We start from the raw sequence: 17787 nt of genomic DNA on the forward strand, positions 1-17787 counted from the left end.
GGTCCACGTGGACCCTCGCTCGGCGCTCGGGCTCGGACCCGTACGAACCCAACAGATTTGGTACGCCTTCAGTTCTCTGCCGCCGCATGGGTCTGCGGCCGAATGGGTCTGCGGCCGAAGGCGGCTCACTCCCCGGCGAACGGGTCCACGCGGGTCGCGACCTGGAACGTCTGGTGGCACCGGTTGCACACGTTCGCCAGAGCCGCCAGCCCGGCGCGGGCCTTCGCGTAGTCCTTCGCGGCCGCGGCGCGGGCCAGCTTGTCGGCCGCGTCCCGCAGGTCGCCCGAGTACCCGAGCCAGTCGTCGCGGCCGTTGGCCCTGGGCGGGCGGAGCATCAGCAGGTTCCCGGTCTCGGCGATCAGCAGCGCCTGGCCGCGGGCGAACGCCCACGCCTCGGCCTCGGTCGGCCGGTCGCGGAGCGTCTTCCCGAGCCCGCGCAGGTTCGCGGCCGCGAGCCCGTTCATGAGGAGCTTCGTGTCGGCGACCGGCTCCGGGGCCGGCGTCGCCGCCTTCCCCTGGACGGTCACGCCCGCGGCCGGCTTCGGCTGTGCCGCCGACACGCACAGGCACGCGGCCCCCGCCAGCCCGACCGCCGCCCAGAACCGCACCCGTGCCATCTCGCCTCCCCCGATTTACCCGGGAACTTCGATCTGCACCTCGCCGTCGACCACGTGGACCGGGTACGAGCCGGTCCGCACCCGCGGGCTGTCGGCCCACGCGCCGTCGGACAGGCGGAACCGCCAGTAGTGCCACGGGCACGTCACGCACCCGTCCTCGACGTGCCCGCCGGAGAGCGACGCGCCCATGTGCGGGCACAGGTCGTCGATCGCGAAGAACTCGCCGTTCACATTGAACACCGCGACGTCCTTCTTGCCGACCTCAATCACCTTGTTCCCGCCGACGGGGATGTCCGCCGCCGCTCCGACCGCGATCCGCTGGCCCACGCCGAATCCTCCAAGTTCCCGGGTGCTGCTGATATTGTACCAGCACCGTTCGCACGAGGGGCCGCCATGCTCGAAGTCGAAGTCCGCTACCGCACCGCCGACCGCGCCGGGGTGATCTCGCGCCTCCTGGCGCTGGGGGCGGCGCTCGCCGAGGACCGCACCGACGTCGACCAGTACTTCAACGCCCCGGCCCGGGACCTGAAGGAGTCGGGCGAGGCGTTCCGGCTCCGCCGCATCGGCGCCGCGAACTACTTCACTTACAAGGGGCGGAGGCGCGACGCCGACACCAAGACCCGCGAGGAAATCGAGATCCCCCTCGGCGACGGTCCCGCGGTCGCGGCCGACGCGACGCGGATGCTCGCGGCGCTCGGGTTCCGGCCGGTGGTGCTGGTCCGCAAGGCGCGGCAGGTGTACACACTTACCCGCGGCGGGTTCGCGATGGAGGTGTGCTTCGACGACGTGGAGCGGGTCGGGCCGTTCGTCGAGTTGGAGATCCTCGCCCCGGAGGAGCAGTACGAGCCGGCCAAGGCGACTCTGTTCCAACTCGCCGCCGACCTGGGGCTCACGGAGAAGGAGTCGCGGTCGTACCTCGGAATGGTGCTCGCCGCGGAAGGGCGGGAGTAGAGCGGCTCTTGCGAGCCACGGGGCTTGCCCCGTGGCTCGACGGACGCCCGCGGTCACTTCTGCTGGAGGATCGCGCGCTCGGCGGTCTTGAGGATCTCGTTCACCTTCTCGTCGGTGAGGTCCTCGGCCTTGGCGAACGTGAACGGCTGGCCGACGCGGCGCATGCGGTAGTAGACGACCACCGTGACCTCGTCGTTGTCGCCGACGCCCCACGCGCTAAGTGCCTTCGACTTTTGAGCAGCGAGCCCGAACGGCACGTTGGGCACGTTCAGCCCGTCGGCGGCCCCGAGGATGTCGGTGGCGAACTTGTCGCGGCCCTCGTCGTCGGGGTACTCCATGTCGGCCTCGACCTTCTCCTCGAACTCGCTCCCGTCGGCCCGCTTGTTCTTGACGGTGACGACCTTCGTGCCGGGCTGGGTCTGGAGGAACGCGACGAACCCGGAGAGCTTGTCGGCCCGGTATTTGGGGACCAGGGCGTTGAGGTTCTTGGCGAGCTTGCCGACGCCGGTGTCCGGGCCGACCTTGTCGCCGGGGGTGCGGACGAACACGGCGACCATCGGGGCCAGCCCGTTCTCGCACACGAGGCAGTGGATCTTCCCCTCGCGGTTCTTCGGGCTCGGGATGTCCTTGCCGGTCGGCCCCTTGAGGAGCTTGCCGTCGACGTCCTTGAGCGGCTCGAACCGGCCGTCCTTCACCAGGAACATGCGGAACGTGCCGGGGATCGCGTCGGGCGGCACCTCGAGCTTCAGGTCCAGCGCCGGCGTCTTCGGCTCCTCGGGGGCCTTTTTCTCGTCCTTCGTCGGCTCCTTCGGCTCCTGGCCCTCCAGGGGCTGCGCCGACAGCCACGCGAGGGCGAGGAGCCCGGCCGCGGCGAGGAAACTGCGGGTCCGCATGTGACACACCTTTCGCGGGGACGAGATACCCTTTAGCCTGACGGGTGCCGCCGGAAAGGTCAAGCCGGTCGGCCGGTTATCGCTTGCCGAACGGCCGCACCAACCGGTAGGATCGGCAGGTCGGTCCCACGCGCCCGTCCCCCGCCGATCCGTCCAGGTTCACGAGAGCTAAGCCACTCATGCCCGTCGAACTGAGTTGCCCGAAGTGCAAGACGAAGCTCCGGCTCTCGGAGATGCCGGACCCCGAGACGGACATCGAGTGCGCCAAGTGCGCCCACACGTTCCCCGTTGAGCAGGGCGTGGCCCCCCCTCCGAAGCCGCCGGAGAAGCCCAAGGAGCCGGAGAAGAAGGCCGAGGGGCCGCTCGCCAAGCCCAAGAAGAGGAAGTCCAAGAAGCGGAAGACGCCCCCGGTGGTGCTGGCCGGGATCATCACGACCGCGGTCATGATCATCGGGACCGTCGGCGGGGTGCTCGCGTGGTTCCTCACGAAGAAGTCGGCGTCGATGGAGATGATGAGCTACCTGCCCGACGACTGCGACGAGGTCGCCGGGCTGAACCTCGGGCACCTCCAGAAGTACCCGGGGTTCTACGCCGACTGCGAGAAGGCGTTCGCGACGGCCGGGTTCAGGAAGGCCGGGGAGGTGTTCGCGGCGGCCAAGGGCGGCGACTTCAACGGCACGTTCGACTACGTCGTGTACGGGTCCGGGGCGGCCGGCGGGAAGGCCGGCGGCTCGCCGCTGGAGGCGACCGTGCTGAAGACCAAGGAGGAGTTCGACCCCGGCGTGCTGGCCAAGATCCCCGGGGCGAAGGAGGGGTCGCTCAACGGCTCGCGGTACTACGCCGTCCCCGACATCGCCGAACTCGGCTACCCGAACCTGCGGGTGTTCGCCCCCACGCCCCGGCTCGTCGTGTTCTGCCGCGGCGACATGCCCGAGGCCAAGTTCCGGGCGATGCTCGGCGGCAACAAGGACAACCCGGACGCGACCCCGTACCCCCGGGCCGGGCAACTCGGCAAGTACGCGATCCGCGGGACCGTGTGGAAGTTCACCCTGTACGACCGCAGCGTGGCCCGGCCCGAGGCCCCGCAGCCGGCCAAGCAGGGGCCGGGGCAAGCGGCGACCCAGCCGAGCGACGACGACAACCTGCGCAAGGAGATCGCCGACATCGCGGCCCCGGCCAAGGGGTCCGCGTACAAGGCCAGCGTCGGCTCCCGCGAGACCCGCGGCGAGTGGGTGCTGTGGGCCAAGGACTCGAGCGCCCCGTCGGACTGGGTCAAGAAGTGGAAGGAGAAGGAGTGGGTCAAGGACGACGAGAAGGCGCCCCCGCGGTGGTGGAAGCTGATCGCCAACAAGAGCGGCGGCGGCAAGACGGCCGAGAACGTGCTCAAGGACAACCTGTCGTTCCGGTCCACCGGCGAACTGTTCGTCATCCGCACGGCGATGGAGACGAAGATGATCCAGCAGGGGGTCAGCAGCCTGGTGGGGAACTTCAAGCCGCAACCGGCGAGCACCAACCCGCCCGGCGGCCCGCCCGTGCCCCCGCCCCCGGGCGGCGGTGCCCCGCCGAAGTCGCGCCGCCGCACGCTCGCCCGGCGGTGATACCCGCGCCTACAATGGGTGCGTGACACACGACCCGCCCCACCCGCCGCCGACCGCGTGGCCGCCACTCGCGCCCGCGGCCCCGCTCGCCGTCCTCGTGAGCGGCGGGCTCGACAGCGCCGTCCTGCTCGCGGAGGCGTCCCGCACCTACCCGGCCGTGTACCCGGTCTACGTCCGCACCGGGATCGCGTGGGAAGAGGTCGAGCGGTTGCACCTCGACCGGTTCCTCGCGGCCGTCCGCACCCCGGCCCTTCGCCCGCTCGTCGTGCTGAGCCAGCCCGTCACCGACCTGTACGGCGACCACTGGAGTCTGACCGGCGTCGGCGTCCCGGCGGCCGGCACGCCGGACGAGGACGTCTTCCTCCCGGGCCGCAACGTGCTGCTCCTCGTGAAGCCGCTGCTCTGGTGCCACATGCACGGCGTCCCGGAGATCGCGCTGGCCCCGCTGGCGGTGAACCCGTTCCCGGACGCGACCCCCGAGTTCTTCGAGCAGTTCTCCGGGGCCGTGAACCGCTCGGTGGGCGGGCGCGTCCGTGTTAGCCGGCCGTACAGCGAGTTGCACAAGACCGAGGTGATCCGCCGCGGGCTCCGGTTCCCGCTCGAACACACGCTCTCGTGCATTCGCCCCGCGGGCAACGGGCACTGTGGCGCGTGCAGCAAGTGCCACGAGCGCCGCGTCGCCTTCCGCGAGGCCGGCGTGACGGACCCGACCCGCTACGCCTCGTGACGATGGGGACGGGGAATCGGGAAGAAGTGATACCGAACCTCATGCATTCGTTTCGATCTGGTGGGGCAGGCATTCTTGCCTGCCTCCAACCGCTTCCGGAGGCAGGCAAGAATGCCTGCCCCACCAAGGGCAACTGATCCACGCGATTCGGTATGAGTCGACCGAACCCGATCCCGCAACCCCCCGGTTTTTCCCGCGCTCCAATCCCCCATTCCCAATCCCCGAAGATATGTTCAAAGTCACGAAAGAGATCTACTTCTGCTACGGGCACCGGCTGCTGGACTACCCTGGGAAGTGCCGGAACCTGCACGGGCACAACGGCCGGGCGGTCGTCACGCTCGAAACCCCGGTGCTCGACAAGCTCGGCATGGTGATCGACTTCACCGAGATCAAGCGGGTGATCGGCGCGTGGATCGACGAGGCGCTCGACCACCGCATGATCCTGCACCGCGACGACCCGGCGCTCCCGGAGTTGCGCCGGCTGGGCGAACCGGTGGTGGTGCTCGACGTGAACCCGACCGCCGAGAACCTCGCGAAGCTGATCTTCGACCACGCCGTCGAGAACAACCTCCCGGTGACCGAGGTGACGCTCTGGGAGACCGAGACTTCGTTCGCGACCTATCGGCGGTAGCACAAGGGCCACCGCATCACGTGTATCACCTTCGCGGAGAGGCGCAACTGACCTTTTCTGCGAGCGCAGTCGGCTTAGTGTTTAGTTCGGCCAAGGTTCCGAACCGACAGAGCCCGAGCCTCGCCGCAGGGGTGAGACCGTGATGACGATTACCGTTGAGAGCCGCCGCAAGAAGCTCGCCAGTGTCGAGAAGCACTGGCCGAACGCCGCGATCATTGACGTGACCTGGAAGGGTGCCGAGCCGTGGGTGCGGTTCAGCCCGTTCTACCCACACGGCGGCATCCCGATCCCGAACACACCGTCAGAAACCGCACAGTCGGTCGAGGGGCTCTGGCAGGGCTTGAAGGTCTTCGAGCGGGAGGACATCGACCCCCGCAAGTGGGCGGTCACCGATATGTCGGGCATCAAGCGCGGGGGCAAGAGCAGAGGGGCCGTTCGCGGTCACCGGTTCGGCGTCGGCAGCGACGTGCTGCTGCGCTACCGCGACGCCCGCCTCCAAATCTACCTTCCGGCGTACAAGTGGGTGCTGGAACACCGGGTCGCCGCCGAGGTCGAGCAGTTGCGGCGGTTGGCCGCTGACAAACCGCTCGTCCTGCTCGACTACGAAACGAACACCGACGTCGAGGACCTCTCAAGCCCGTTGTCGCACGCCGCGCTGGTTATGTACCACCTTCAAGGAGCGTGGCCCACACCTCTGGCGGCGTAGCCGGCGCTCACCCCAGCGTGTGGACCGTGACCTTGTTGTGGCCGACGCAGACGAGTTCCTTCGCGTCGGGCGACAGGTCGAAGTCGTGGACGTGCATCATCACCTTCTCCTGCCGCAGCGCCTTCTTGGCGGCCACGTCGAAGAACAGCGCGAACCCCTCGCCGGCCCCGCCGGCCCCGAGCAGCCACGAGCCGTCCGGTGCCCACGCGAGCCGGTTCACCAGCCCCGCGAACTTGTCGCCCGGGAACTCGGCGGTCTGCTTCCCGGCCTTCCAGTCGAACACCTCCACGCGGGCCTTGCCCTCCAGGTGGTCGATGTTGCCGACCTTGCCCATGCCGCCGACGGCCAACTGCTTTCCGTCCGGGCTGAACGCCAGGGACCGAATGCCGCCGATCGAGTGCAGCCGCTGCTGCTTGTCCCAGGTGTACATCACCGGTGCCTCGCACGCGCCGACCTGCGCGCCGGTCTTGGCGTCCCACACCGCGACGTGCCCGACCTTGTCGCCGGTTGCGAGGAGCGCGCCGTCGGCCGAGTACGCGACCGCGTAGAGCATCGAGGCGAAGTCGTGCGGGGTCTTTTCCTTGTGCCCGCGGAGGTCGTGGACGAGCTTGCCGGTGCTCGCGTCCCACACCTTGCACGCCATGTCGTCGGCGACGCTCGCCACGAACTTGCCGTCCGGCGACGCGATGACCTTCCGGATCCACTTCGCGTGCGCGTCGGTGGTGCGGACCGGCTTGCCGGCCTCGACGTCCCACCACATCAGCTTGCCGTCGTACCCGCCCGAGACCAGCGTGTTCCCCGCGAGCGCGACGCCGGTGGCGTAGCTCTCGTGGGCGTAGAGTTCCTTGGGCTCGAACTTGGCGGCCGCGACGTCGCCCGCGTACACCTTGAAGTCGGAGCACGCGAGGTACACGGTGCCGGTGCCGGCCCTGCGGGCGACGCCGAAGACGATGGCCGGCCGCGAGAAGTCCTTGGCGAGCTTGAGCGTATCCGGGTTGGGTGCGGGCATGGCGGGTGTGGTGAGTTGGGTGTAGTGAGTTGGTGGTGCGGTGAGTCGGTTTAGCCGCGACCGAAGGGAGCGCATCAACCGCTCCCTTCGGTCGCGACTAAACATGTTACTTCAGCACGGCCTTGATCGGCTCGATGCCGGGGTTCACGAGCGGGATCGGGCGGCTGCCGTAGTAGTAGTTCTTCTCCGGGTTGATCCCGAGGGCCTCGTAGATCGTCGCGAACAGGCTCCCGGCGTCCACCTGCTCGGCGACCACCTTGTTCCCGTTCGCGTCGGTCTTCCCGTACACCGAGCCGCCCTTGATCCCGCACCCGGTGATGGTGCTGCTCCAGGCGCTGGCGAAGTGGTCGCGGCCCAGGCTCGCGTTGATGGCCGGGGTGCGGCCGAACTCGGAGAGGGTGACGATCATCACGTCGTCGAGCATCCCGCGGTCCTTGAGGTCGTCGATCAGCGTCGCCATGACGTGGTCGAGTTCCGGGACCATCTCTTGGTGCGTCTCGAAGTTCTGCCCGTGGCTGTCCCACCACGCGCGGCCGACGCGGACGAACGGCACCCCGGCCTCGACCAGCCGGCGGGCGATGAGGGTCTGCTCGGCGAACTGCCCCGGGCCGTACCGGTCGCGGACCTTCTGCGGCTCCTGGGTCACGTCGAACAGCTTCTCGCTCGACATCAGCCCGCGGACCCGCTCGTAGGCCTCGTTCTGGCTCCCGAGCGTCTCCGAGTGCCGGCCGGCGGCGAACTGCTTGCCGAGCACGTCGCGGAGGTCGGACCGCTCCTTGTGGTCGAGGTCGGTGATGTCGGCGAGGCGGCGGATGAAGTCCGGGACGTTGTTCGTGGTCAGGTCCATCGGGGCGTACCGCGCACCCAGGAACCCGGCGTCGCCGGGGGCGAAGGAGCGGCCCTCGGTCTGCGTGTAGAAGCTGACGTAATCGGGCACCTTGCTGTCCGCCCGGCCCATCTCGCGGGCCAGGACCGCGCCCAGGTCAGGGTAGCGGATCGCGGCCTCGTTGCGGCGGCCGCGCATCATGGTGACGGCGGCGCTGCCGTGGTCGCCGTTCTTCGTGTCGAGCCCGCGGAGGATGCACGTGTGCTTCATCCGCTGGGCCATCTTCGGCATCAGCTCGGAGATCGCCACGCCGGGCACGTCGGTCTTGATCGCGCGGAACGGCCCGCCGGTCGGCGCGCCGGGCTTCGGGTCGAACGTTTCGAGCTGCGACGCGCCGCCGGCGAGCCACAGGAGGATGACGCGCTTCTGCGTCTTCTTCAGGGCGTCGTTGACGCCGGGCGACGCGAGCGCGTCGAGTTGCGTCATGTCAGCGGCGAGGGTCGCGCCGGCGGCCCCGGCCGCGCCGAGGAACGCCCGGCGGTCGATGGCGTGTTCCGGCGAGCCGCAGAAGGTCCGTTTGGCGGGCATGGGAAGGCTCCGGGTGGAGGCGGGTGTATCGGGTATCGCGTGTGTCGGGTATCGGAGGAACCGGGTGGGGCTCGGTCTTTCCGATCCCCGATCCCCGACTCCCGGTCCCCGGTTAGTAGCTGAACCGGAACTCGGGGCCGGCCACGAGCGCCCACAGCACCTGGCGGTAGGCGTCGGCCTCGCGGCCCTTGCGCTTCTCGACGTAGCCGGTGATCGCCGTGACCTCGTCCGGTGTGGCGGCCCGGCCGTAGGCGGTCTTCACGAGGAACGCGGCGACCTCGGCCGGGGTCTTCATCGTCTTGGTGCGGCCGAGGGCCGAGCCGCCGCCGTCGGTGAGGAACTCCTTCAACACGCGGTCGCCGTTGCTGAACAGCAGCGCCTCGCCGACGCCGATCTGGAAGTTCTCGGTCGGCTGGGCGATCAGGCTCGCGAACCCGCGGGCGCTGCTCTCGGCCTGCTCGTACATCTTCTCCAACTCGTCGGGCTTCTTCCCCTCGAACGACGCCGGGTCGGTCGCGGCGATCTTGAGCGACGTGGCGAGCTGGTTCGGGGTCATCGGCTTGAGCTTGGCGACGGCGAACAGCTTCGAGTCCGGCGGGTTCGAGTCGTACTTGCTGCCCCGCGAGTACGCCTTGCTGAGCACCAGCCCGCGGGTGAGGCGCTTGAGGTCGTACCCGTTGGCGGCGACGTCACGCGCCAGCCACGCGAGCAGTTCGGGGTGGCTCGGCGGGTTCTCGGAGTGCATCTGGTCGAGCGGGTTCACGATGCCGCTGCCGAAGTACCGGTGCCACATCCGGTTCACGATGTTCTTGGCGAAGAACTCGGCGTTCGCGTCCTTGAGGGCGACCTCGACGAGCTTGCCGCGGGCGCTGAACTTCGGTGCGGGCGGCGCGGCCTTGGCGGCCTTGGCCTTCTCCAACGCCTCCTTCTCCTTCTTCTGCTCGTCGGCGGTCGGCTCCTTGCCCGGATCCTCGACCACGGTGCCGGTGAGGAACATCATCTTCGCGGTGCGCTCCGGCCCCTTGGTCGGCTTGTACTTGATCGAGCCGTAGCCCCGCTCGCCGAGGAACCCGCCCGCGTCGAACGTGCGGGCGACGAACATCTTCATGCCGTAGAAGTGGTCCTGGGTCCAGTCGGTGACGAGCGGGTGGTTGTGGCACTGGGCGCAGCTCACGTTCACGCCGAAGAACGCGACGCTCACGTCGTTGGTGAGCTTGTCCGCGTCGCTGAGCCGGCCGCGGATGAACTCGGCGGCCCCCTTCAACTTCGCGTCGGCCTCGTCGGGCACCACGACCTCGCGGAAGATCCGGTTCCAGGGCTTGTTCTCGCGAACCGCGTCGGTCATGTACTGCCGGAACCCGCCGCTCCCGCGGTTGTTGCCCTCGGGGTTGAACATCGCCTCGAACAGCGCCGCCTGGTGCCGCGCGAACCCGGGCGACGCGATAAGCCGATCGACGAGCCTCACCCGCTTGTCGGCGTCGGTCGACGCGACGTACTCGTCCACTTCGCGGGTGGTCGGGATGCGGCCGACGAGGTCGAGGGTGAGGCGGCGGATGAGCGTGGCGTCGTCGGCCTGCCCCGCGGGGGTGACGCCGGCCTCGGTGATGGCCGCGTCGATGTACCGGTCGATGACCTGCGGGATCGGCGTGTTCGCGAGGGGCGCGTCGGCGGCACGGGCGGTGATCGCGGACGGCGCAACGAGGGCAGCGGTGAGCAGCAGACGGAGCCGCATGGCGGGTGCTCCAGGCGAGGCGGGCAGGCGGGACAAGCGAGCGAGTCGTGCGGACCGGGCGGGGAGGAGGCTGATCCGGCGGGCGGGCGACCTTCACTAGGATTGTAACACCTGACCAGGCAAACGCCAGCGCGAAACCGGGACGGTGCGGGGAGGGGTGCGGCGTGGGGTGCTACGCGGTACCCGCACGCTGACGCGAGCGGTTCGACCGGAGGGCTACCACTCGGGGCCGTCCCAACCGCCATGATCCTCCTTCCGCGTTCCGTTCCGGTACGCGATGACTCCGATGCTCAGGAGCGCGACGCCAATGAACGTGCCGAAGCACCCGAGATCGCGACCGCTGAGAAGGTACGGGACGTAGAGAGCCAGGTTGAGCAAACCGCCCATCACGAGGATGACGCCAACCACGGTGAGGACGGTCTTCACGCTCCACCTCCAACCTGCCAGGCGCGGAGCCAGTCGAGCGCTTGGCACCCCTGTTGGTCGTTCCTCGCGAGCGGCCCCGTAGCGGAATGCAGGTAATTGTGCGGGATCGTGGGGCTGCTAGCCCGTCATCGATCTGCGGCTTTCGCTGGTTCGGCCCGGCGCCAGAGTGTGAGGCCCTCGAGCGTGAGCACGGCCCGCAACTCACTGAATCGGACGTATCGCCCGATGACTTGGTTACGGGGGTGCTTGCGTGGTAAATCGGCGTCCACCCCGCCGATGCCTTCCGGATCGTCGGCCGGCGGGGTGATGCCGACCCCATCACCCCGAAGCAATTGTTCTCGTTCGCCGCTCGTGTACTCGACCACGAAGGCGGGCGGCCAGTCGAGGGCCAGCAGTTGTTCGTAGATGGTCACTGCCGCTTTCCCTCCGCATCCAACAAGGTGCCCGTCCCAACACAACCGAGAGTCTTCAGGTGTCAAATGCCACGCCCGATTGAGCGTTCCACTGCTCAGGGCGTAGTGCCCTCGGGGGCGTAGTAGAAGTACCCGCTGGCAATCGCATCCTCGGCCTCTTTGCACCAGCCCTCCAACCACCCCAGAACGGACGCATCCGTCTCGCGCATTTGCCACCGGTAGTTGTGCAAGTACCACACCGGCGCATCCTCCTGTCCGCTGCACCGGATGAAATTGAACTGCTCCCCGAGGCGGCCGGCAATCAGCAGGCCGTCGGCCGGGAACTCGAACTCAGGCGGCGGGGCCGTATGCCGCCCGCGTTCCTCCCGCCATCTGGCCCACCGCTGATGCTCCTCGCGGGTCATTTCCAAGACGTAGGGGTAGGTGACGGCCATGTGATCGTGCGTGAACAGCTTGCCCGAGGAGTGTCCCATGACCTCCAGATAGCGGCGATACGAGCGGGGCAACTTGAGCGAGTATGTTGCTTCCAGGGCCGCGATCTCGCTCGCGCAACAGCCAACGAGTTGCTCCGGAGTGGCAACCCCCGACCGCTCCATGCGGCGGAGCAGTTGGTCGTAGCGAGCGTCATCCATCCGGTGCGTCACCTGTGGCGAACTCACAAATCGTTCGAGCACTCCAACGTACCCGCCGATCGCCGCTCTCGCAACCGAGCGCCCCTCGCGTTCGCCTTCATCCGTACTTCACGCAAACGCCGGGTCGCAGGGGGCGCGTTGGTGACTTAGAATGGCTCTACCCGCACCTCTCTCGCCCGTTGCCGAGGCCCGCTGTGTCGATCGTCGCTCAATGCCCGCACTGCGAAACGAAGTTCACGCTCGACGCCGACCTCGCCGGCAAGCGGATGCGGTGCCCGAACTTCGACTGCCAGCAGGTGTTCACGGTCAAGGCCGGCGCGCGGCCGACCGAACCGCCGCCCCCACCGCCCCCGCCACGATCGGTCACGCCGCCGAGCCCGAAGGTCGCCCGGTCGTCGGCCCCGCCCCCGAGGCCCAAGCCGCCCGAGAGTTCCGCGAAGGTCGAGCGGTCGGCTCCGGCGCGGATCCCGGCCAAGCCGCCGGCCCCGCCCAAGTCGTCGCCGAAGGAGGTCGTCTGGAGCGAGGATGCCGAGATCCCGCCGCCCGCACCATTGTCCGCGTTGCCGAAGTCGAAGGGGGCCGCGCGCCCCGAACCCGAGGAGCCCGACGAGCCGACCGACCGCGACCCGATCCCGGGCATCCGCCGCAAGCGCAAGAAGGAGCGCGGCCCGTGGATCCTGATCGGGATGATCGTCGCCGTGTTCGCCATCGTCGGGTTCGGCGCGCTGTACCTGCTCCGGTTCCAGGGCAAGGCCGAGGACGAACTCGCGAAGCTGGCCGAGGCCGAGTACAAGAAGCCCGACTACCCCGCCGCACAGAAGTCGTTCTCCAAGCTCGCGGCCGACTACCCGGAGAGCGAGAGCGCCCCAAAGTACAAGTTCTTCAGCGACCTCGCCGGGCTCCAGTCCGCGGTGCGGTCGGTCGCCAACCGCGAGAACCCGCAGCCCGCACTCGACAAGCTCAAGGCGTTCGTCGAGGCGCACAAGGGCTCCGAGTTCGCCAAGCACACGACCGGCTTCGGCCGCGACGTGTTCGAGGCCGGCAAGAAGGTCGGCGAAGACCTCGCCGGCCACGCCGAGGACCGGCTCAAGAAGTACCAGGAGGACCGCGCCGCGAACGCCGGCGAACTCGCGAAGGTCGATGCGTCGGTGGCCAGCGGCCGCGACGTGGTCGCGCTCGTTGAGGTCTTCAAGGCACCCGAAGACTCGCCGCTCGATGGCGTGCGCAAGGGGCTCGAAACGGCCGAGGCGGGCGCGAAGAAGGAGCGGGACCGCTCAGCCGCGATCGCCAAGGCGACCGAGCAACTCCGGACGCCGACCGACGCCGCGGTTCAGGCCGCCGAGGCCGAGCTTTCCGCTGCCGGGCTCGGGAGCGACGCCGAGGCGCAGGCGCTGCTGACCGCGGCCCGCGGCAAGCTCCGGGAGATGGTCAGCTACGTCCCGGACGCCGCCGCGCCGCGGGCGGCGCCGACCAGCGCCGCCGCGAGCGTGCTGTTCGTTAGCCCCGTCGGGCCGACCCGCCGCCCGCCCGCACCCGCACCCGGCGACCCGCCGCCGTCGGTGTTCCTCGCGGTCGCCCGCGGCATCCTCTACGCACTCGATGAGGACAGCGGCGCACTCGTGTGGGCGGTCCGCGTCGGGCCGGAGGTCACCGAGCCGCCGGCGGTCGCGCGCGTCGAACTCGACGACGGTCCGACCGACCTCGCGCTCGTCGCGTCGAACGTCGGCGGCGAGGCGGGCATCGCCGGGTACGTCGTGAAGACCGGCGAGGCCCGGTGGTACCAGCCGCTCCCGGCCCCGGCCGCCGGCCCCGCCGCGGTGCTCGGCACGCGGGCGTTCGTGGCGGTCCGCGACGCCGAGGGGACCGTGTTCGAGTTCGACGCGGTCACCGGCACCCGCAAGGGCCGCATCCGCCTCGGCCAGCCGAACGGCCCCGGCCCGGTCGTGCGTGCGGGCACCGGGCTCCTCTACATCGCGGCCGACGCCCGCCGCGTGTACGTGTTCGAGGCCGGCGCGAAGGACGACGACGGCTCGCCGAAGCCGCCGCAGTGCGTGCAGGTGCTCGCGACCGGGCACCTCCCCGGCACGCTCCGCACGCCGCCGGTGCTGGCCGGGGCCGACGCCGACGGCCCCGGCGAGCGGTGGATGGTGCTGGCCCAGGCCGACGGGCCGACGGTCACGAAGGTCCGCGCGTTCCCGCTCCCGCCGATCGAACTGTCGGCCGACCCGAAGGCGCCGCCCGAGATCACCGCCGTCCCGGCGATCGAACTGCCCGTGCCCGGGTGGGTGTGGTTCGCGCCCGCGGTCGACGGCGAGCGGCTCGCACTGGCGACCGACGCCGGCCAGTTCCGGCTCCTCGGCGTGAAGCAGCCCGGCACGCTCGACCGCCCGCTGTTCCCGCTGCCGACGCCGCCGCAGCCGATGCCACCCGACGGCACCGCCGTCCCCGGCCTCGCGTTCCCGGCGGAGGAGTCCGCGTTCTGGGTGCTGGCGAACGGCGGGTTGCAGAAGTACCGGCTCGGGCTGCACCCGTCGCGCGGCATCGAGACGGTCGCGGTCGGCCCGCGGCACCCGATCGGCGTCCCCACGCAGGGGGCGCAGCTCAACGCCCGCAAGACCGCGGCGTGCCTCGTGGTCCGCTCCGCGAACTCGGCCGGGGCGCGTGCGGTGCTGGTCAACCTGGCCGACGGCGAGGTGCGGTGGCAGCGGCAACTCGGGATCATCCCCGTGGTGCCGCCGGTTCCCCACGAGGGCGGCGTGGTGCTGGCCGCCGAGGACGGCAGCCTCGTTACGGTGCCCGGGGCCGACGCCGCGGTCGCCGGCCGCGCGACGGTCGCGCCGCCCGCGTGGATGATCGCCGACTCGCCCGACAACGCGACCGGCCCGACCGCCGCGGCCGCGTCGCCCGACGGCAAGGTGATCTTCACCGTCACCCCGGTGCTGGTGACCGAGAACCAGAAGCCGCTGGCGAAGTGGCTGGTGCGGAAGATCGTCGGCGGGCAGGTCGCGCACCGCGGCACGGCCGTCGCGCCGGGCGGGATCGCCGGGCCGCCGGTGATCGTCGGCGACGTGCTGCTCGTCCCCTCGACCGACGGCTCGGTGTACCGGCACGCCCCGGGGAACGGGAAGGCCGCGCCGGACACGCTCACCGGCGGACCGCCGTGGGCGAGCGACCGCCGCTCGGCCGACGCGGTGTGCTTCCTCACGCCGACATCGGACACCACCTTCCTGACGAGCGACGGCAGCAAGAAGCTGGCGGCGTGGAACTGGCCGAAGACCGGCAACTGGAGCCCGGTCGGCAAGGAGTGGGAGCTGAACGAGCGGCCGGTCGGCCCCGGGGTCGTGCTGCCGCCGGCCGCCGCGGGCGACGCAGTGCGGCTGCTGCTGGCCGACGCGACCGGGAGCGTGTGGCTGTACGCGACGGACCGGCCGACCCAGTCGGTGCGGCGGTGGCGGCCGGGCGGCGGGCTCCCCGCGGGGAAGCCGACCTCGCCGTTCGTCCTGCAACCCGACGCCGGGGGAAGGACGGTGGTGACGTACACCGTCGAGAACAAGTTCCTCGTGTGCCTCGACCCGGACCGCGACCTCCCGCGGTGGGCGCGGCAGGTGACCGAGGACGCCGACGGCACGCTGGTCGGCCCGCCGCGGCCGGCGGGGCAGGGGCGGTGGCTGGTGAGCGACCTGGGCGGCCGCGTGTCGCTGTTCGACGCCGAGGGCGAGAAGGCCGCCACGGTGCCGATCGGCCTCGCGGGGGTCGTCCCGGCGGTCGCGGCCGCACCGGTCGGCGGCACCGGCGTGCTGGCCCCGCTCTCCGACGGCTCCGCCGTCCTGTTGACGCTCCCCGCGGCGAAGCCGTGAGCGCGAGCAGGGCCGCCGGGACTTACTTCTTCGGCCCGGCGAGTTCCGCGAGCGTCTTCAGGAGCCGCGCCGGGTCGTCGCTCGACAGCGACTCAGGGTCGTGCTCCAGCAGCGGCAGCACTTCGGCCCGCGTTCCCATGCCGGTCCCGAGGTGCAGTTCGCACCCGAGCTTGCGGACCCGCGGAACGAGCGCGGCGTCGGTGAGCCACTTCGGCCACAGGCGGATCACCTTCACCCCGGCCGCCGCGAACGGCTCGATGTCCTTCTCGGTGGGGACCAGCCCGATCTGCCGCGCCTCGGGGAGCAGCTTCGCGAAGAGCCTCGCCTGCTCGACCGACCGCACCCCGACCACGGTGCGCTTCGGCTCGCCGGACCCGCGAACCTCGGCGGCGATCGTCTTCCCGTACTCCTCGCCAGGTTCCTTCAGGTCAAGCATGACGCCGACCTTTCCTTTCGCCTCGGCCAATACCTCGCGGAGGGTCGGCACCCGCACCCCGGCGTACTTCTTGTCAAACGCCGCGCCGGCGTCGAGCTTCTGGACCTCGGCGAGCGTGAACGCGGACACCTTCCCCTTCTGCCCGGTCGTGCGGGCCAGGTCCTCGTCGTGCAGGCAGACGAGCGCGCCGTCCTTCGTCGTGCGAACGTCCACCTCGGCGGCTTGCGCCCCGGCTTCCGCGGCCCGGCGGACTCCAACGAGCGTGTTCTCCGGCCGGTCGGCGCACGAGCCCTTGTGCCCGATAACCTCTTTCACCCGGGCTGCGGAGCGAGCGGCGCCCTGCGGCGGGTCGGCGGCCCGGGCGGGCGCGAGAGCGGGGAGGAGGGCCGCGGCGAGCGCGAAAAGGCGTGGGGGCACGACAAACCTCGGGGTGGGGTCCGGGGGCGGCCATATGATAAACGGTTCGGGGCGGACGCCCTGAGAAACTTTCCCCGAACGAGCGACCCGATGTCCAGCATCCCCGGCCAACTGAACCCCTCCCCGCGGCTCCTCCTCGGCCCCGGCCCCAGCGACGCCCACCCCCGCGTCCTTTCGGCCATGACGACCCCACTGCTCGGGCACCTCGACCCGCAGTTCCTCGCGATCATGACCGAGACGCAGGAGATGCTCCGCGAGGTGTACCAGACCAAGAACCAGCTCACGTTCCCGGTCTCGGCCACCGGCACCGCCGGCATGGAGACGTGCCTCGTCAACCTGCTGGAGCCGGGCGACAAGGCGGTCGTCTGCACCATGGGGTACTTCGGGAACCGCATGGTCGAGATCGCCGGGCGGTGCGGGGCGCAGGTGACCGTGAAGGAGGCCCCGTGGGGCCAGGCGTTCGAGCTGGACGCGATCCGCGAGACCCTCAAGGCCGTGCGGCCGAAGCTGCTCGCGATCGTCCACGCCGAGACCTCGACCGGGGCCGGCCAGGACATCTCGCAGCTCGGCAAGCTGTGCCACGAGTTCGACGCGCTGCTCCTGACCGACTGCGTCACCTCGCTCGGCTGCACCCCGGTCAAGGTCGACGAGTGGGAGGTGGACGCGGCGTTCAGCTGCTCGCAGAAGGGGCTGAGCTGCCCCCCGGGGATGTCGCCGGTGACGTTCAGCCCGCGGGCCGTGGACGCGCTGAAGGCCCGCAAGGCGAAGGTGCAGAGCTGGTACTTCGACCTGACCACGATCATGAGCTACTGGGGCAGCAGCGACCGGGCGTACCACCACACGGCCCCGATCACGATGGTGTACGCGCTGCGCGAGGGGCTGCGGCTCGTGCTCGAAGAGGGGCTGGAGGCCCGGTTCGCGCGGCACCAGCGGAACCACGTCGCGCTGCGGGCCGGGCTGGAGGCGATGGGCCTGGAGTACACCGCGAACAAGGCGGTCCAGCTCCCGCAGCTCAACGCGGTGAAGATCCCCGCGGGGTCGGACGACGTGGGCGGCCGGAAGCGGCTGCTGACCGAGTTCGGCATCGAGATCGGCGGCGGCCTGGGCGACTTCAAGGGCAAGGCGTGGCGGATCGGCATCATGGGCCAGAACAGCCGCCCGAACTGCGTGTTCACGGTGCTCGCCGCGATGGAGCAGGTGCTCCGCGGGAGCGGCGCGAAGATCCAGCCGGGCAGCGGCGTCGCCGCCGCCGAACTCGCCTACGCCGCGATATGAAAAACGAAGGGTTACTTGGCGAGCCGGGGGCGTGAGCGACCGGAGCAACGTTG

At 70.2% G+C, this 17787-nt stretch carries 17 protein-coding genes; 7 read left to right on the top strand and 10 right to left on the bottom strand.

The genetic code is table 11. The features are described 5' to 3' along the window. Window positions 1-125: 125 nt before the first annotated feature. Together ACTIGN_RS07845 and ACTIGN_RS07850 are read right to left on the bottom strand one after the other, a co-directional pair. The gene (locus tag ACTIGN_RS07845) at window positions 126-617 is read right to left on the bottom strand and encodes a cytochrome c (protein ID WP_439622521.1); all 492 of its coding nucleotides are present in this window, start codon (window positions 615-617) and stop codon (window positions 126-128) included. Window positions 618-632: 15 nt separating this feature from the next. Further along, entirely contained in the window at window positions 633-944 is a 312-nt protein-coding gene (locus tag ACTIGN_RS07850) for a Rieske (2Fe-2S) protein (protein ID WP_439622523.1), read from the bottom strand. Between the two features lie 66 nt (window positions 945-1010). Between ACTIGN_RS07850 and cyaB the strand changes: the two genes are divergently transcribed. Continuing rightward, entirely contained in the window at window positions 1011-1568 is a 558-nt protein-coding gene (gene cyaB / locus ACTIGN_RS07855) for a class IV adenylate cyclase (protein WP_439622525.1), read from the top strand. A 53-nt stretch (window positions 1569-1621) separates the two neighbouring features. On the opposite strand, the gene ACTIGN_RS07860 is transcribed toward cyaB, so the two are convergent. After that, window positions 1622-2461 carry a hypothetical protein gene (locus ACTIGN_RS07860; RefSeq protein WP_439622527.1) on the bottom strand — a complete coding sequence of 280 codons (840 nt, stop codon included), beginning with the start codon at window positions 2459-2461 and terminating at the stop codon, window positions 1622-1624. A gap of 179 nt (window positions 2462-2640) precedes the next feature. Here ACTIGN_RS07860 and ACTIGN_RS07865 point away from each other — a divergent pair, with 179 nt between their 5' ends. The 4 genes from ACTIGN_RS07865 (at window position 2641) to ACTIGN_RS07880 (ending at window position 6123) form a co-directional block, all read left to right on the top strand. Next, window positions 2641-4059 carry a Trm112 family protein gene (locus ACTIGN_RS07865; protein WP_439622529.1) on the top strand — a complete coding sequence of 473 codons (1419 nt, stop codon included), beginning with the start codon at window positions 2641-2643 and terminating at the stop codon, window positions 4057-4059. A 22-nt stretch (window positions 4060-4081) separates the two neighbouring features. Then, the gene (locus ACTIGN_RS07870) at window positions 4082-4786 is read left to right on the top strand and encodes a 7-cyano-7-deazaguanine synthase (RefSeq protein ID WP_439622531.1); all 705 of its coding nucleotides are present in this window, start codon (window positions 4082-4084) and stop codon (window positions 4784-4786) included. Between the two features lie 229 nt (window positions 4787-5015). After that, complete coding sequence (locus ACTIGN_RS07875; protein ID WP_439622533.1) at window positions 5016-5417, top strand: 6-pyruvoyl trahydropterin synthase family protein; 402 nt, start codon at window positions 5016-5018, stop codon at window positions 5415-5417. 142 nt (window positions 5418-5559) lie between these two features. After that, a complete protein-coding gene (locus ACTIGN_RS07880) occupies window positions 5560-6123 on the top strand; it encodes a DUF6939 family protein (RefSeq protein ID WP_439622535.1) in 564 nt (187 codons plus the stop codon). Between the two features lie 7 nt (window positions 6124-6130). Here the strand turns inward: ACTIGN_RS07880 and ACTIGN_RS07885 are convergent, their stop codons facing one another. From ACTIGN_RS07885 to ACTIGN_RS07910, 6 genes are all read right to left on the bottom strand, one after another. Further along, a complete protein-coding gene (locus tag ACTIGN_RS07885) occupies window positions 6131-7132 on the bottom strand; it encodes a WD40 repeat domain-containing protein (RefSeq protein ID WP_439622537.1) in 1002 nt (333 codons plus the stop codon). Window positions 7133-7238: 106 nt separating this feature from the next. Further along, a complete protein-coding gene (locus ACTIGN_RS07890; RefSeq protein WP_439622539.1) occupies window positions 7239-8546 on the bottom strand; it encodes a DUF1501 domain-containing protein in 1308 nt (435 codons plus the stop codon). 112 nt (window positions 8547-8658) lie between these two features. Beyond that, complete coding sequence (locus ACTIGN_RS07895; RefSeq protein WP_439622541.1) at window positions 8659-10278, bottom strand: DUF1549 domain-containing protein; 1620 nt, start codon at window positions 10276-10278, stop codon at window positions 8659-8661. A 216-nt stretch (window positions 10279-10494) separates the two neighbouring features. Then, the gene (locus ACTIGN_RS07900) at window positions 10495-10704 is read right to left on the bottom strand and encodes a hypothetical protein (RefSeq protein WP_439622543.1); all 210 of its coding nucleotides are present in this window, start codon (window positions 10702-10704) and stop codon (window positions 10495-10497) included. Window positions 10705-10829: 125 nt separating this feature from the next. Further along, entirely contained in the window at window positions 10830-11117 is a 288-nt protein-coding gene (locus ACTIGN_RS07905) for a hypothetical protein (RefSeq protein WP_439622545.1), read from the bottom strand. A gap of 95 nt (window positions 11118-11212) precedes the next feature. After that, a complete protein-coding gene (locus ACTIGN_RS07910) occupies window positions 11213-11749 on the bottom strand; it encodes an SMI1/KNR4 family protein (RefSeq protein ID WP_439622547.1) in 537 nt (178 codons plus the stop codon). A 194-nt stretch (window positions 11750-11943) separates the two neighbouring features. On the opposite strand from ACTIGN_RS07910, the gene ACTIGN_RS07915 reads away from it, so the two are divergent. Continuing rightward, window positions 11944-15606, top strand: coding sequence for an outer membrane protein assembly factor BamB family protein (locus ACTIGN_RS07915; protein WP_439622549.1), 3663 nt, complete (start codon window positions 11944-11946; stop codon window positions 15604-15606). A gap of 22 nt (window positions 15607-15628) precedes the next feature. On the opposite strand, the gene ACTIGN_RS07920 is transcribed toward ACTIGN_RS07915, so the two are convergent. After that, entirely contained in the window at window positions 15629-16459 is an 831-nt protein-coding gene (locus tag ACTIGN_RS07920) for a glycerophosphodiester phosphodiesterase (RefSeq protein WP_439622551.1), read from the bottom strand. 90 nt (window positions 16460-16549) lie between these two features. On the opposite strand from ACTIGN_RS07920, the gene ACTIGN_RS07925 reads away from it, so the two are divergent. Then, window positions 16550-17734 (top strand): pyridoxal-phosphate-dependent aminotransferase family protein, encoded by a 1185-nt coding sequence (locus ACTIGN_RS07925; protein ID WP_439622553.1) that lies wholly within the window; start codon window positions 16550-16552, stop codon window positions 17732-17734. Window positions 17735-17787 lie beyond the last annotated feature (53 nt).

This window comes from Gemmata sp. (assembly GCF_051859125.1).
Lineage (GTDB): Bacteria > Planctomycetota > Planctomycetia > Gemmatales > Gemmataceae > Gemmata.

Coding starts and splice junctions, on each gene's coding strand:
- ACTIGN_RS07845 (WP_439622521.1), bottom strand. CDS start 617: ATGGCACGGGTGCGGTTCTGGGCGGCGGTCGGGCTGGCGGGGGCCGCG.
- cyaB (WP_439622525.1), top strand. CDS start 1,011: ATGCTCGAAGTCGAAGTCCGCTACCGCACCGCCGACCGCGCCGGGGTG.
- ACTIGN_RS07860 (WP_439622527.1), bottom strand. CDS start 2,461: ATGCGGACCCGCAGTTTCCTCGCCGCGGCCGGGCTCCTCGCCCTCGCG.
- ACTIGN_RS07865 (WP_439622529.1), top strand. CDS start 2,641: ATGCCCGTCGAACTGAGTTGCCCGAAGTGCAAGACGAAGCTCCGGCTC.
- ACTIGN_RS07875 (WP_439622533.1), top strand. CDS start 5,016: ATGTTCAAAGTCACGAAAGAGATCTACTTCTGCTACGGGCACCGGCTG.
- ACTIGN_RS07880 (WP_439622535.1), top strand. CDS start 5,560: ATGACGATTACCGTTGAGAGCCGCCGCAAGAAGCTCGCCAGTGTCGAG.
- ACTIGN_RS07885 (WP_439622537.1), bottom strand. CDS start 7,132: ATGCCCGCACCCAACCCGGATACGCTCAAGCTCGCCAAGGACTTCTCG.
- ACTIGN_RS07890 (WP_439622539.1), bottom strand. CDS start 8,546: ATGCCCGCCAAACGGACCTTCTGCGGCTCGCCGGAACACGCCATCGAC.
- ACTIGN_RS07895 (WP_439622541.1), bottom strand. CDS start 10,278: ATGCGGCTCCGTCTGCTGCTCACCGCTGCCCTCGTTGCGCCGTCCGCG.
- ACTIGN_RS07910 (WP_439622547.1), bottom strand. CDS start 11,749: ATGGATGACGCTCGCTACGACCAACTGCTCCGCCGCATGGAGCGGTCG.
- ACTIGN_RS07925 (WP_439622553.1), top strand. CDS start 16,550: ATGTCCAGCATCCCCGGCCAACTGAACCCCTCCCCGCGGCTCCTCCTC.